9 protein-coding genes are annotated in these 15,193 nt (G+C 55.0%); 8 read left to right on the top strand and 1 reads right to left on the bottom strand.

Annotated elements, in window-relative coordinates:
- Positions 1 to 205 precede the first annotated feature (205 nt).
- Positions 206 to 1,900, bottom strand: coding sequence for an alginate export family protein (locus Pla52nx_RS22140; RefSeq protein ID WP_231742855.1), 1,695 nt, complete (start codon positions 1,898 to 1,900; stop codon positions 206 to 208).
- Positions 1,901 to 2,525: 625 nt separating this feature from the next.
- Here Pla52nx_RS22140 and Pla52nx_RS22135 point away from each other — a divergent pair.
- The 8 genes from Pla52nx_RS22135 (at position 2,526) to Pla52nx_RS22100 (ending at position 15,172) form a co-directional block, all read left to right on the top strand.
- Complete coding sequence (locus Pla52nx_RS22135; protein WP_146523717.1) at positions 2,526 to 3,980, top strand: CmpA/NrtA family ABC transporter substrate-binding protein; 1,455 nt, start codon at positions 2,526 to 2,528, stop codon at positions 3,978 to 3,980.
- 260 nt (positions 3,981 to 4,240) lie between these two features.
- Positions 4,241 to 5,350, top strand: a complete 1,110-nt coding sequence (locus Pla52nx_RS22130; RefSeq protein ID WP_146523701.1) for an ABC transporter permease — start codon at positions 4,241 to 4,243, stop codon at positions 5,348 to 5,350.
- Positions 5,351 to 5,413: 63 nt separating this feature from the next.
- Positions 5,414 to 6,358: an ABC transporter ATP-binding protein gene (locus Pla52nx_RS22125; RefSeq protein WP_197455152.1), complete on the top strand. Its 945-nt coding sequence runs from the start codon at positions 5,414 to 5,416 to the stop codon at positions 6,356 to 6,358.
- A 58-nt stretch (positions 6,359 to 6,416) separates the two neighbouring features.
- Positions 6,417 to 7,265 carry an ABC transporter ATP-binding protein gene (locus tag Pla52nx_RS22120; RefSeq protein WP_146523714.1) on the top strand — a complete coding sequence of 283 codons (849 nt, stop codon included), beginning with the start codon at positions 6,417 to 6,419 and terminating at the stop codon, positions 7,263 to 7,265.
- A gap of 171 nt (positions 7,266 to 7,436) precedes the next feature.
- Positions 7,437 to 9,164, top strand: a complete 1,728-nt coding sequence (locus tag Pla52nx_RS22115; protein ID WP_231742854.1) for a DmsC/YnfH family molybdoenzyme membrane anchor subunit — start codon at positions 7,437 to 7,439, stop codon at positions 9,162 to 9,164.
- An 8-nt stretch (positions 9,165 to 9,172) separates the two neighbouring features.
- Entirely contained in the window at positions 9,173 to 11,467 is a 2,295-nt protein-coding gene (locus tag Pla52nx_RS22110; protein ID WP_146523699.1) for a molybdopterin oxidoreductase family protein, read from the top strand.
- A gap of 44 nt (positions 11,468 to 11,511) precedes the next feature.
- A complete protein-coding gene (locus Pla52nx_RS22105; protein ID WP_146523698.1) occupies positions 11,512 to 13,338 on the top strand; it encodes a NirA family protein in 1,827 nt (608 codons plus the stop codon).
- 181 nt (positions 13,339 to 13,519) lie between these two features.
- Positions 13,520 to 15,172, top strand: coding sequence for a sulfite reductase subunit alpha (locus tag Pla52nx_RS22100; RefSeq protein ID WP_146523713.1), 1,653 nt, complete (start codon positions 13,520 to 13,522; stop codon positions 15,170 to 15,172).
- Positions 15,173 to 15,193: the final 21 nt, after the last annotated feature.

Below are 15,193 nucleotides of genomic sequence, written 5' to 3'. Positions count from 1 at the left end.
CGGATCCGAAAGACGTGAAGGGTGGACCGAGGGGTACCGGAAACCGCAGTTTCAGGCACCAGCCCGCCAGGATAATTGCTGTCCCCACTCTTTGCTGCCAAGATGCCCTGGTGAATCACGAAAAAGACCGCCCAAGGTCAACCGGGGAACCGGGAACCCATGGGCGGCCAAGAGCTCTGCCAATCGAGAGACGTTTTACACTCGATCAGAACTGTGTTTGGTACTGAAAGTAGAAGAAATCAGCGTCCGCGTTGGTCGGAACGCCGACCGTCGTGTCGTAGTAGGCTCCTGCGTTAAAGTGAGAGTAGCCGACCAAGACATTGTTGCGAGGATTGATGTTGACGTTGAACAGCACATCGATCTCTTGCCCCAGCTCTCGATCGCCGGCCGCGTTTGCAGCATTGAACGGAGCCATGGTCACACCGTATGGCGTGGTGGCTTGATCCAAGAAGAAGTGGTGATACCACAACAGCAGATTCACTTTGGGAGTCATGAGCGGCGTGATGAACTGAAAGTTCACGTCGTGAAGATTTCGACGACCGAACAAGTCCATGAAGCCGTTGTACTTGTGCGCCAGCGGGAACAAGTGGTCAAAACTGGCGTCGCCACGCGCGGCCGGCACATCGTCTCCACCGGATGCCCAATCATACCAAGCCCAGACCACCGGATTCCAATCGTTTCCACCCAAGCTGAGGTTCAGCTTTCGTCCCAGTCCGCCTGTCATGAATCCGGCGCTGTGATCCCCAAAACCTGGACTGTTGGAGCCGAATTGCACACCGCCTTCGAAGTCGTACATGGTCTTGCCATCGGTTTCGCCTGACACGCGAGACCCCAGCGTGTGATAGTCAAAATCCAGGACGCTATCGTCTAACGCGAGGTAATAGACATCCAGATCTCCCAATGCAGTTCCTTTGCGTGATCCATAGACGCCATAGAAATCGACATCGTTGTTCGTCGTATCGAGTTTGTCCTCGTGAGCCGCGTCGCGATTGACGGGATGGACAAAGAATCCGTCCAGATTCCAATCGTCGCCCTTGTAAGTCACGCGACCACCGTCAAAGGTGCGACGCGTGTTGGCCCAATCCAATGGCGAGATCAAGCGTTGGGCACCAAAGAGCAACTCTTGACGACCACCACGAACACTGACCGAATCGGTCAAGTTGACATCCACGAACATGTTTTGCAACTCGCCACGGTTTTCTTCAATCGGTCGATTGTTGAAAACTTCACCTGCGGAATCGGCGTAGAGGTATTCACCGTAGACTCTCAGGTTTTCACTCAAACGCAAATTTGCGAACATTCGATATCGGGTCAAAAAGAACTCGTCGTCGCGACCCGTCAATCCCAGACCACGCATGTTGTTCTCATGGTGGTAACGCACGCGGGCTTCACCACCGACGTCCAAGTGTCCGTTCAGCATGCCTTTCAGGGAATCGCCACAGAACGAAGGCCCGTCGTAGCACTTGTCATTCAGGTAGCTGTAGTCGTTGAGGTAAAAGACGCCTTTGATGGCGCCTTTCATTTTGTCCGTTGCCGCATCTTTCTTCTTCTTGGTGCAGCAAGTGCTATTGCAGCATGCACACGGCGCCGCAGTCGGCGCCATGTCTGCATACTCGATCACCGGCGCGGGAATCGGCTCCGTAGTTTCCGACGTGTCCGCTGGCGCATCCACCAACGGGGCAACCGGATCGTCCGCACTGACTTGTTGAATCGGACCGTCAATCGCTTCTGAAGCATTCAGATCGATCACGGCAGTGGTTTCGAGCTCGCCCCACGCCATGTTTTCGGCGGGAGCTTCCGCAAACGCCGGAATGCTACTCAGAGCTGGGACACTGCCCAGGGTGGCAAAGACTGCCAATGCAAACGCGCGACGGCGAATGCGTGTAAATCGAGACTTCACAGTTAGGGTCCTTCCTATCGATCAGGGAGATGCGCAACGCATCTATTTAAATGGTCGTCAATCCGTGACTGAACCGGTCGTTACCGCCTAACTGAATCAGGTCCCCGCGTCAGCAGAATCAAAATGAAAACCAGGCTCCCGGCAGAACCCGATCTACGTGGGTCGTATCGGCGCGCTCTGACACGGTTTGAACAGCAAAAGTTTCGCGACCTGAAAAGCGAAAGAATCGTTAATGCCAACGGGGGGCAATGCCCGCCACGTGCTCGGTTCGCAGGCAAGTGCGCGCAAAATGTGCACCTTTTGGGGTTTGATATCCGGGTGCTGTAACCAACCATTACTCCGTTTCCATCTTGCTAACGGGACGGAGGACGGTCATTGCAGCCTGCTTATGTGGGTGTCGTCAACGTTGCTCCGCAAGCGTGCCGAAACGTCGCGCTTTGGAACGATGCATGCTAACCACGAGCTACCGGTAGGACTTGGTTCCTGTTGAGACAGCTGTCTCAATCCAGCAGCATCACTCCTCAGATAATTTTTCATTCTTTTCCATCCGGAGCACTCAGTGAAATCCTTGGTCTCGCGTTCGAGCTTCATTCAATGGGCCATAGCGACTCCGCTCGCGGTTGTCATGTTGTTGCCATTGTCTGGTTGCTCAGAGTCCGATGTCTCGATAGACGATCTGCGGTCTGCTGCATTGGAGGCCGGCTCCGGGGACGCAATCGATTCGACCGAGCCCGGTAATGAGCCCGGTAATGAGCCCGGCGCTGTGGCGGAGATCTTGGATCTTGAGAAAACCGATCTGGTCTTTGGATTCATCAAGCTGACGGACTGCGCCCCGATCGTGATCGCGAAGGAAAAGGGCTACTTCGACGACGAGGGACTCAACGTTCAGGTGGAGGCGCAGTCCAACTGGCGTGACTTGCTCAATCGAGTCATCACCGGTGAATTGGACGGCGCACACATGTTGGCCGGTCAACCCATTGGCGCCTCGGTGGGCGTGGGAGCTGACGCACCGATCATTACCGCTTACAGCTTGGATTACAACGGAAATGGAATCACGGTCAGCAACGAGATTTGGGTGGAGATGCAAAAAAATGATGTGAAGTTGCAGTCGCCAACTCCAGAGCATCCCATCCCTGCAACGAGTTTGAAGCCGATCGTTAAGGCCTACAAGAACAAGGAAGGGAAGCCGTTCCCCATGGGCATGGTCTTTCCCGTCAGCACGCACAACTACGAGATTCGTTACTGGTTGGCGTCCTCTGGAATCCACCCAGGGATGTATTCCGGCGAGGACGATGCAAAGGGAGTGAATGATGCCGAAGTCGAGCTGAGCGTTACTCCGCCTCCTCAGATGCCCAAGACTTTGGAGGGCGGGACGATTTTTGGTTACTGCGTCGGGGAGCCTTGGAATCAAGTTGCAGTGGCGACCAAGATCGGTGTCCCGGTCACCACAAACTATGACATCTGGAACAACAATCCTGAAAAGGTGTTCGGCGTCTCAAAGGACTGGGCTGAAAAGAATCCCAATACTCATTTGGCCGTGGTGAAAGCGCTGATTCGCGCGGGTAAATGGTTGGACGCCAAAGACGCCGACGGGAAATTCCTCAACCGGATCGAAGCCGCCAAAATCCTGAGTGATTCCCGCTACGTCGGTGCCGACGAAGCCGTGATCGCCAACAGCATGACCGGTACGTTCGTCTTTCAAGAAACCGATGTCCGCAGCATGCCGGAGTTCAATGTTTTCTTCGACGGCTACGCCAGCTACCCGCACTACAGCGACTGCATTTGGTTCCTGACTCAAATGCGTCGGTGGGGGCAAATCAGTGAGAGCAAACCAGCGAGCTGGTATGCGGCAAAGGCCAAAGAGATTTATCGGCCTGAGATCTATCGCAAGGCGGCTGAGTTGCTGATCTCTGAGGGCAAAGTGGCCGCGACCGACTTTCCTGCACCAGACTACGACGGTTATCGAGAGCCGACGACGGCCTTCATCGACGGCAACCAGTACGACGCTGCGGACCCGATCGGTTACATCAACAGTTTTGAGATCGGCAATAAAGAACCGACTGAACTGGCCAAACAATAGCGGCTGTAGATCCAAATCGGCTCGGACAACTGACCGCCTCAGTTGCTCGAGTTGTGAAGCGGCCACCAAAGGGTCCGGCGGACGGTCCGGTACCTGCCCCCGGACCCTGGCCGTGGATCACACAGCTCGAAGAAGTGACGAAGAGGCAGACGTTCACAACGCCACGTTTCCTTTGGCAAGCAAGCGATTGGCAAGCAAGCGATTGGCAAGCAAGCGATTGGCAAGCAAGAGACCGACCTATTTCCCCCCTGAGGTTTTCGATGAATTGGCGAGGAACAGCATTACGGTTTTGCAAGGTAACGGGGCTTCCCATCTTGGAGCCATTCGTTCGCCTCATTGCCGGCGAAGATCCGAAAGAGCAATTCAAGGGCATCGCGAAGTACGTCCTGGTGCCAGCCGTCGCGATCGGGCTGTTTCTGGCGTTTTGGTCGTTCGCATCGCGACATGTGAGTGCCAATAGCGTTCAGTTGCCCGGACCGATGAAAACATTCTCCGAGGGCAAGAGACTTTTCTCGGAACACTTTGAACAAAAGCGAATCGATGGGGAGAGAAAACGTGAGAAGAAACAAGAGGCCATCCAACTGATGGCCGATGCGGCACGTGCTCAGCAGCAGGCCGAGCAGGCAACTGGCAAACAAAAAGAAACACTGCTGGCTAATGCCAGCACTCTGGAAAAACGCGCCTTGGCCGCCGCGAACTACAAAGCCTCCAGCGCCCCGACCTTCGTCGACCAAATCTTCAATAGCCTACAGACCGTGATGTTTGGTTTTATCATCGCGACGCTGATTGCGGTTCCGGTCGGCGTGTTGTGTGGCATGAGCCCTTGGTTCAATGCCGCGATTACACCGTTGATCCAGGTCTTCAAGCCTGTGAGTCCGTTGGCGTGGCTGCCGTTGGCGATGCTGGTGATCCTCTCGATGTTCAGCGGAACGGATGAGCCGTGGTTGCCGATCGCCTTCTTGACATCAGGAATCACCGTATGTCTTTGTTCGCTATGGCCCACTTTGGTGAACACCACGTTGGGCGTTTCCAGTGTCGATCAAGACTACATCAATGTGGCCAAAGTGTTGAAGCTTTCCTGGTCCCAACAACTCTTCAAAATCATCTTGCCAGCCAGTCTGCCGCTGATGTTCGCCGGGATGCGTATCAGCCTCGGCGTGGGATGGATGGTGCTGATCGCAGCCGACATGTTGGCCCAGAATCCGGGACTTGGAAAATTCGTTTGGGACGAATACCAAAATAACAACCAAATCTCCTTTGCGCGGATTGCATTCAGCGTCGTGATCATCGGTCTGATCGGGCTGCTGCTCGATCGCATCATGATCTTCTTTCGCAACCTCGTCAGTTTCGGGAACCCCGCAACGGCATGATGAATGCTGCAAACGACAAGTTACAGAACGACGATTCATTTTTTCCAGCAAAGAAAGTCTGACATGAGTACCGCCTTGATGACGCATCGGGTGAAACCGTCGATCAGAACCGAGACGCCACCGGCATCTAAGCTTTCGATGCGGGGAGTCGGAAAAGGCTTTGGATCGGGGGTCTCTCGAAAAGAGATTCTGCACGATATCGATCTTGAGATCGCTGACGGCGAGTTCGTCGCCATCGTCGGATTCTCTGGCAGCGGAAAATCAACACTGACCAAACTGCTCGCCGGACTTGAAACGCCCGACACGGGCACCGTCTTGATGGATGGTATGGCGATCTCAGGCCCCGGACCCGAGCGGGGAATTGTTTTCCAGAACTACTCTCTCTTGCCGTGGCTGACCGTTCGAGGAAACGTAGCGTTGTCGGTCGATGCCGTTTTTCGATCGTGGACAAAAGCGGAGCGAAAGGACCATGTCGAAAAGTTCATTGAGATGGTCGGGCTTTCTCACGCGGCGCACCGGCGACCACACGAGCTTTCAGGCGGAATGCGTCAACGAACGTCTCTCGCCAGAACACTTGCTCTGAAGCCTCAAGTCTTGTTGCTCGATGAGCCGCTGTCCGCACTGGACGCTTTGACCCGTAGCGTTCTGCAGGAAGAGATCCTAAAGATCTGGGAAGAAGAGCGGCAAACGTGTTTGCTGATCACGAACGATGTGGATGAAGCGATCCTGTTGGCCGATCGGATCGTCCCACTGAATCCTGGCCCCAATGCGACGCTTGGTCCGTCCTTTGTCGTTGGATTGGATCGTCCACGGATCAAGTCGGAGCTGAACCACAACGAATCCTTCAAGAAACTCCGAAACACGGTTACCAAGTACCTGGTGGATGTACGCCGCGAAGCACGGGCAAAGGAAGCCGAGGCGTCAACGGCGGAGGTCATCGAGTTGCCCGATTTGCAACCTCGAAGTTTATCTCTGCCCTCCAAGGCAATCCTGAATTCACCGGTTTGATTCACGCTCTGACGCTTGCGCGTACAGACTCCCTACATCATGAAATGAGGTGACTCCATTGGCCGGCTACGTTGAGTTTTTTCGTCTCGGTAAAACCTATGACACGCCCAATGGGCCAGCGGTCATCGTGGAAGATTTCAACCTGAACATGGAAATGGGCGAGTACGTTTGCTTGCTCGGCCACTCAGGTTGCGGGAAAAGCACCGTTCTGACGATGACGGCGGGACTCAACTCGATCACAACCGGCGGTATCGTCGTGGCAAACCACGAGATCACCGGTCCCGGACCCGACCGTGGGGTCGTTTTTCAGTCACCATGCTTGATGCCTTGGATGACTGCACTGGAAAACGTCCTGCTGGGTGTCAATCAGGTCTATCCACACGGAACCAAAAAGCAAAGACGGGACATCGCGGGATACTATCTGACGCTGGTCGGCCTCGGCAGCAGTCTCAACACGAGGGCGTCTGAACTCAGTCAGGGCATGCAACAAAGAGTCGGCATCGCTCGGGCATTCGCCCTGAAGCCAAAGATGTTGCTCCTCGATGAACCCTTCGGGATGCTCGATTCGCTCACTCGCATGGAGTTGCAAGAGATCCTGTTGGAGATCCTGATTCGGGACAAAGTCACCACGCTGATGATCACTCACGACGTCGATGAAGCTCTCTTTATGAGCGACAAAGTGGTGATGATGACCAACGGCCCAAGGGCGCGAGTCGGTAAGGTCTTTGAGATGCCGTTCGACCGCCCCCGTGTTCGATCGGAAGTCCTGGAGCATCCCGACTACTACGACCTGCGTGGTGACATGATCACTTTCTTGGAAGATCAAGATCACAAGAAACGGAAGCAAGACGCGGAGAAACTGGATCAGAAGAAAAAGGAGGAGGCAGAAGGCGTTTTGGCAATTTGAGCTGACAAGTGCATCGTCCAGTCTTAGAACGTGGGTTCGATGAATGAGCCGTTTTGGCGTTAGCCACGGTTCTCGCGACACAACCGTGGCTAACGCCAAAACGGCTAACCAAAAACAAGACTGGACGATGCACGAGGCTCGTATTTCTCAATGCTTGAAACTGTACCGATCATGAGTGCTACCCTTTCACCAGTCCCGTTGCCCGTCGTCGATCAAGAAACCGACTTGATCACGTTGCTGCTGAGACAACAGAGCGACCTGACTGCGGTGGAAGAATTCAGCCAGTGGCATACAGAATTGCACTGCGAAGTACCCAGTGGCCCTGTTCAGGAAAAGTATTACCGCAGCCTCTTGCCCGCCTCCGCTCCAGGGCCTGGTCAGCAGTTTGCGTTCGAAGTCGATTTGGATTCATGCAGCGGTTGTAAAGCCTGTGTCGTCGCTTGCCACACTCTCAATGGTCTGGAGGACGAGGAGAGTTGGAGAAAGGTCGGAACGTTATCTCTCGGTGTCAGCGTTGCGGGCGATGGCAGCTTGCCTGGCATCCAACACGTGACCACAGCATGTCATCATTGCGAAGACCCCGGATGTCTCAATGGTTGTCCGGTCAAGGCCTACGATAAAGATCCCGTGACCGGTATCGTCCGGCATTTGGATGACCAGTGCATCGGGTGCAAGTACTGCACGATGATGTGTCCCTACGAGGTCCCTCAGTACAGTGATCGTCTTGGCATCGTTCGCAAATGCGATATGTGCCATCAGCGACTGAGCGTCGGCGAAGCACCCGCCTGTGTGCAGTCCTGCCCCAATGAAGCGATCAAGATTCGGATCGTCGACATAGGTGAGGAAACATCCCAGCGTTTGGTGCCCGGCGCACCAGAATCACGAATTACCAAACCGACGACGAGATTCGTTTCAACTCGATCCAACGCCATCGACTGCGCGGTGCCTCAGGATCATTTGGTGGATCATGTTGCGGAAAGTCATTGGCCATTGGCGGTCATGCTGACGACGACACAAGCCGCTGTGGGGCTGTTGGCGGTCGAGCTCATTGTATTTGCCATCCAGCGAATCTCTGGCAATGCGGGTTCGGATTGGCTGACACCCGTATTGGCAACAACGGCATTGGCGACAGCAGGGCTGGGAATGGGGATCGCTCCCTTGCACTTGGGGCAACCTTTCCGAGCATGGCGAATCTTCCTCGGTTTGAGAACCAGTTGGCTCAGTCGCGAGGGAGTCGTGCTCGGCAAATTTACCGGCCTATTGGCTCTTTCTGTTGCCCTCCTTTGGCTGCCGAAGATCGAAGGTTACCTGCCGCAAAGCGTTGTATCCATTATTCAATGGATTCCCGCTTGGACGCCGCGAGTTGCCATCGTGGGTGCGTTTCTCGCAGGCCTTGCAGGCCTGTATTGCAGCGCAATGATTTACATCGCGACCAAGCGACAGCTTTGGAGGATGGAGCGCACCTTCCCTCGGTTCTTTGGAACCTGTGTTATCACCGGGACGACTTGTTCGTTGCCCGTTCTGATCGCAACCGGTTCGACAAGGGTGGCAATCGCCTTGGGTACTCTCGCCATCGTCGCGGCAGGCCTGAAGCTCGTGTGGGAGTGGAGGGTTCAACTATCACCACGCGATGTGGACTCAACAACACATTTCGACTCTTTGGACAACCGCTGTCGGCGACTCGTTTGGGGGCAACTCTCGCAACTCACCAAACTGCGGCTTGCCACTGGGGCACTCGGAATCGCACTCCTGGTGTTGACGATCGTGGCGAGTCCCTGGCTCACCGTCTCGACGGCGTTGGGCTGTCTGGCGGCCGCCTGTGTCATCGCAGGGGAACTGTGTGAGCGATTGCTGTACTTCAGCAGCGTGGTTCATGACCGGATGCCAGGAACGTTATAGGAAAGCAAATGAGCATCGCTGAATCACCCAAAGCGGACGCGCCCGTCGGACAACGATCCGAAACGAAGTCGCTGACCAACGCACAGGATTCACGTTCAAAGCGTTTTCAGTTGCCCACGGTGCTGCAAGCTCGGTCTGGACCGATGACCCGGGAACTGGTTCTCGAGCCAGGACGCCACGGATTGGGCATGACCCCGCAATCGCTGCAGGCAGACACCACGACGACGGCAACTTGCGGTTTCTGTTCGACCGGATGCGGACTCAGACTCCATATTCGAGACGGAAAAGCAGTCGGCTTGACTCCGGAAACCAATTACCCGGTCAACCTGGGAATGGCATGTCCCAAAGGCTGGGAGGCACTGCGGGTGCTTGACTCGGAGGATCGCGCAACCGAGCCCTTGTTGCGATCCAAAAGCGGCGAAATGCAATCGGTCAGTTGGGACCGCGCGTTGACCGAGTTTACTGATCGGCTGAAATCCATTCAGAGTCGGTATGGCAACGACTCGGTTGCATTCATCAGCACCGGGCAGATTCCATCCGAGGAAATGGCTTTCTTGGGGGCTCTCGCTAAATTTGGAATGAACATCAAGCATGGTGATGGAAACACCCGTCAGTGCATGGCCACGGCCGCGACCGCATATAAAGAGTCCTTTGGCTTTGATGCCCCGCCCTTCACCTATCAGGATTTTGAAGAAAGCGATTGTCTGGTCTTCATCGGGGCCAACCCCTGTATCGGTCACCCCATCATGTGGGAACGTGTCCTACGTAACGCGAATCAACCCGAGATCATTGTCTTGGACCCGCGTCGCACCGAGACCGCCATGGCGGCGACGCAGCACCTGCAAATCGCCCCCAAAGCAGACTTGCAAGTCCTCTACGCCATCACCAAACACCTGATCGATACCAACGCCATCGATTGGAATTTCGTTCATGACCACACCTGGGGCTTCGATCAGCTCCGACAACACGTCGACGACTACTGCCCCGACAGGGTTGCCGAGACAGCTGGCGTCAGCGCGGAACAGATTCGTCGTGCTGCCGACACGATCGCGTCTCGCAAAGCGGTTTCGCTGTGGTGGACGATGGGTGTCAATCAAAGTTACCAAGGAACACGCACGGCTCAAGCGATCATCAACATCGCTCTGCTGACTGGAAACATCGGTCGTCCCGGAACAGGAGCCAACAGCATCACCGGGCAATGTAATGCGATGGGATCGCGGCTCTGGAGCAACACCACGAATCTATTCGGACACCATCGCTTTGACAGTGAAGCCGATCGGAGAAAGATCGCGGACATCTTGCAGATCGACGAAGCGAACATTCCCCGTGATAACAGTTGGTCGTACGATCGTATCGTCGAAGGGATCCGCAATGATGAGATCAAGGGTTTGTGGGTGATCGCGACCAATCCTGCGCACAGTTGGATTCATCGCGGCGATTTCGAGGAGCTGCTCGGGAAACTTGATTTTCTTGTCGTTCAGGATATGTATCACACCACCGAAACGGCGAAGCACGCTGATTTGTTGCTGCCGGCGGCGGGGTGGGGTGAGAAGGAGGGGACGTTTATCAACAGTGAACGTCGATACGGTTTACTGAAAAAAGTATGCCGCGCGCCGGGTGTCGCCTTGGCGGACTTTCAAATCTTTCGAGCCATCGCACACTACTGGGGCGTCGCCGATCGATTCCAATCATGGACGGACCCCGAAGCCGTATTTCGCTTGATGCAGGCGGCAAGCGTGGGCACACCTTGTGACATTTCAGGCATTGAAGGCTATCGGCAGCTCGACGAGTGTGGAGGCATTCAATGGCCTTGGACAAGCGAGCAAGCCTCCCAGGGAAAGCCCCCCAGGCAGCAACGCAGGCTCTTTGCCGATGGCAGGTTCTATTTCGACGACGGCAAGGCGCGATTGATCGTCGAGGAGGATCGCGGCATGCCCGAACCTCCGGATGCGGATTACCCGTTCCTGTTGATGAGCGGTCGTGGCACCGTCAGCCAATGGCACACTCAGACCAGAACAGGGAAAAGCCCCGTCTTGAGAAAACTTTATCCCAAAGACCCGTACGTCGAAATTCATCCTGATGACGCGGATGCACTGAATGTTGCCAACGGACAGTACGTCATCGTCCAGTCGAGACGAGGCAGCATTTCTGTACGAGCCTGCGTCACTGCGACTGTTTCCGTTGGGCAATTGTTCATGCCCATGCACTATGACGTGACCAATCTGCTGACACTGTCGCACTTTGATCCTTATTCGCGACAGCCCAGCTACAAGAATTGCGCGGTTCGCATGAGCAAATCGTGATATGGCACCCGTGACCATCCCCAAGTTCACTCAATACCAGACCGATGTCCAACGATCATTCCTTTACCGAAGAACAAAAACAGTTCCTAAGCGGATTCGCATTTGGAAGCGATGTTGCTCGGGCAGTGAGCGGTTTACCCATCATTTCGAACAGCGTGTCCAAAAGCACGTCGATTTCTGTGGGAAGAAATACCGCAGACGCGACTGAAAAGCTGCCGGTGCCTGAACGTATCGCGTGGGAAGCACAGCAACGTGTCTTGGACGAGGGCAAGCAACTGTGCAAAGAAGAGGAGGCCAAGCGGCAAAAGAATCCTTTGGACATGTGGGATGAAATGCAGTTGCGAAGCGATGCGGGTGAGTTCCCCAAAGGTACGGACGTGTTCTTGCAAAAATTTCACGGGCTGTTCTATGTCGCCCCAGCGCAAGACAGCTACATGTGCCGTATGAGAATTCCCGGCGGTTCCCTACGCGCCTGGCAGATGCGTGGGCTGGCGGATTTGAGCGAACGTTCTGCGGGTGGATTCATCGATGTGACCACTCGGGCAAACTTGCAATACCGTGAGATCCCTGCCGATCAGGCGATGAATATTCTGTACGGATTGCGAGAACTGGACATCGTGAGCTTGGGATCAGGGGGTGACAATATCCGAAACTGTACCGCCAGTCCCCTTTCCGGGTTGGACCCTTGTGAACTGATCGAAACCATTCCGCTTGCCAAGCGAATGCACCACTACATTCTCAACCATCGAGAGATGTATGGTCTGCCTCGGAAGTTCAATATCGCGTTCGACGGAGGTGGATCCGTCAGTGCCTTGGACGACACCAACGACATCGGCTTTCATGCCGTCCAGATCACGAAAGAGACATCGTCTGAGACGATTGCACCGGGCATCTATTTTCAGCTCACGCTGGGTGGAATCACAGGTCACAAGGACTTCGCACGCCCGACGGGAATCATTTTGACGCCGGATGAGTGCATCGCCGTCGCTGGTGCCATTGTTCGAGTCTTTGTCAAGAATGGTGATCGCACCGATCGAAAGAAAGCTCGCTTAAAGTACGTCCTCGACGAATGGGGCTTTGAGCGATTCATCCAAGCCGTCGAATCTGAGCTTGGAACGAATCTACGCCGTGGAGAGATCGATCCGACGGATTTGCCGCACAACGAGAATCGCCTCGCACACATCGGCGTTCATCCGCAAAAACAGCCTGGACTCCACTACGTGGGCGTCGTGCTGCCCGTCGGTCGGATCACTGCCGATCAAGCACGTGGACTGAGTGATTTGGCCGAAATCTACGGCAATGGCGAATTGCGTCTGACCGTCTGGCAAAACCTGTTGATCCCCAATGTTCGAGAGGCGGATATCGAAAACGTCAAAACGGCGTTGGTCGAAATGGGACTGCACCACGATGCCAGCAACGTGCGCGCGGGTTTGGTTGCGTGCACCGGTAGGGGCGGCTGCAAATTCGCCGCGTCGGAGACGAAGACGCACGCGATGATCCTCGCCGAAGCGTTGGAAGCACGATTTGACTTGGATCAACCGATCAACATTCATCTGACCGGTTGTCACCATAGCTGCGCTCAACACTACATCGGAGACATCGGGCTGCTTGGTTGCAAAGTCGAACGTGACGAAGACATGGTGGACGGTTACCACGTTCACTTAGGCGGAGGCTGGGGAGATCGACAAGGGATCGCGCGGCTGATTTTCTCCAGCATTGCTTTTGATGAGGTACCGAATCTGGTCGCCGAAGTGATCCAGTTTTACTTAGACAACCGTTCGGAGCAGGAAGCTTTCGTCACATTTGTTTCCCGGCACAGCGACGATGAGCTTCGTTGCGTCGCTGGAGCGATGACCAGCCATGCGTCCTAGAAAGAAAAACTCATTTACCAACGAATCTCGTAATGGGACTCGCCAGAATTCCCCTCGCACAGAATTTCTGCCGAAACCCGCGACGCCAAAGCTTGATCAGACATCTCTTCAAAAAACGTCGACCGCCTGAGTCAATTCGCGATTGAGAATTTCCGTTCCGTTTAGTCCTCTTGATAAAAACATTGCAAGTCCGATGAGTAGCTTCATTCCAGAGCATGCACCATTTACTACAGAGCAGCGAGCTTGGCTCAACGGTTTTTTTTCTGGCTTGGCAGGCATCCAGCTCAATGCGGATGCTGCTGCGGTGTTGTCCGCGGCCGGAATGGTGACGCCGTCAGTTGCTCCCGGACTCGAACCCGAACCAGAGCAGGAGGAATTCCCGTGGCATGACGCATCTCTACCGATCGTGGATCGAATGAGTCTTGCCGAGGATAAACCGATCGAGCGAAAGTTGATGGCCGCCATGGCACAGCTTGATTGCGGTTCGTGTGGCTACCTGTGCCAGACCTACGCGGAAGCAATCGCCGCCGGCGACGAAAAGAACTTGACGCTCTGCAGTCCAGGTGGCAAGGAAACCGCAAAGATGGTCAAACTGGTCTTGAAAGAATCTACCGGCCAGGATTCTGCTCAACGAGCCATCGCCCAGACAGCCAGTGCCCAGACAGCCAGTGCCCCGACAAAGAATGGAGCGACCGTCAACGGAAAGGGGGCCGCATCTTGGTCGCGTCAGAACCCCTTTACAGCCAAGCTGGTTGAATCTCGTCGCCTGAACAAGCCAGGTTCTGCGAAAGATACTCGGCACGTCGTGATCGATTTGTCCGGTTCTGGCATACGATACGATGTTGGTGACGCCCTGGGAATCTATCCGACGAACTGCCGTGACCTTGTCACGGAGATCATCGAGGAGATTGGCGCTGAACCGCAGATGCTGGTGTCCAGCCCGCAAGGTGATTCCAAATCGTTGCTCGACACCCTTGTCCAGGACCGTTGCTTGAAGGACCCGAGCGATGAATTGATTGAGTTGATCATCAGTCGGGCTCAAGATTCAAGCCTTTTGCCTATCCTGACGGGGTACTTGGAGGACGGTGTTCCCGGTGGATTTGACGTGCTCGATGCGCTGCGTTTGGCTCGCGGAGTCACCATCAGTGCGACAGAATTCGTAGCCACGCTGGCGGTCTTGAACCCACGTCTGTATTCCATCGCCAGCAGCCAGAAAACGGTCGGTGACACGGTTCACCTCACCGTCGGTCGAGTCGCGTTTGAAAAGGACGGTCGTGAACGCAAGGGTGTGGCAAGCACATTGTTGGCTGATCGTTTGGACGGTGGTGGAGAGATTCGTGTCTTTCGTCAAGCCAACCATGGGGGATTCACGGTTCCCAGCGACCCGACCGCGGCAATGATCATGGTCGGCCCCGGAACGGGCATCGCTCCCTTTATGGCGTTCCTGCAAGAACGTGCGGCGACCAAAGCATCGGGAAACAATTGGCTGTTCTTTGGCGACCAAAGAAGTGAATTTGATTTCTTGTACCAAGACGAGCTGAACCAATTCGCCCAGTCGGGGGTACTCAATCGTCTCGACACGGCCTTCAGTCGCGACGGAGAACACAAGGTCTATGTCCAAGATCGGATGAAGGAACAGGCGGCTGAGTTATGGCGGTGGCTGTCAGAGGGAGCGTACTTCTATGTGTGTGGAGACGCGTCCAGAATGGCGTTGGATGTAGATCGGTCGCTGCATCAGATCGTCGCCCAACAGGGCGGCTTTTCTGAATCGGACGCCAGAGCCTACGTTGCAAATCTTGGGAAAGAAAAACGCTACGTCCGCGACGTCTACTGATCATCAACAAGGGGGGCGCAA

This window comes from Stieleria varia, assembly GCF_038443385.1.
GTDB lineage: Bacteria > Planctomycetota > Planctomycetia > Pirellulales > Pirellulaceae > Stieleria > Stieleria varia.
The sequence above is the reverse complement of the archived record's forward strand: the minus strand, read 5'-3'. Positions and strand labels throughout refer to the sequence as shown.

Excerpts from the sequence above, each read along its gene's own strand:
- Pla52nx_RS22135 (WP_146523717.1), top strand. The coding sequence starts at position 2,526 with ATGTTGTTGCCATTGTCTGGTTGCTCAGAGTCCGATGTCTCGATAGAC.
- Pla52nx_RS22110 (WP_146523699.1), top strand. The coding sequence starts at position 9,173 with ATGAGCATCGCTGAATCACCCAAAGCGGACGCGCCCGTCGGACAACGA.
- Pla52nx_RS22105 (WP_146523698.1), top strand. The coding sequence starts at position 11,512 with ATGTCCAACGATCATTCCTTTACCGAAGAACAAAAACAGTTCCTAAGC.
- Pla52nx_RS22130 (WP_146523701.1), top strand. The coding sequence starts at position 4,241 with ATGAATTGGCGAGGAACAGCATTACGGTTTTGCAAGGTAACGGGGCTT.
- Pla52nx_RS22125 (WP_197455152.1), top strand. The coding sequence starts at position 5,414 with ATGAGTACCGCCTTGATGACGCATCGGGTGAAACCGTCGATCAGAACC.
- Pla52nx_RS22115 (WP_231742854.1), top strand. The coding sequence starts at position 7,437 with ATGAGTGCTACCCTTTCACCAGTCCCGTTGCCCGTCGTCGATCAAGAA.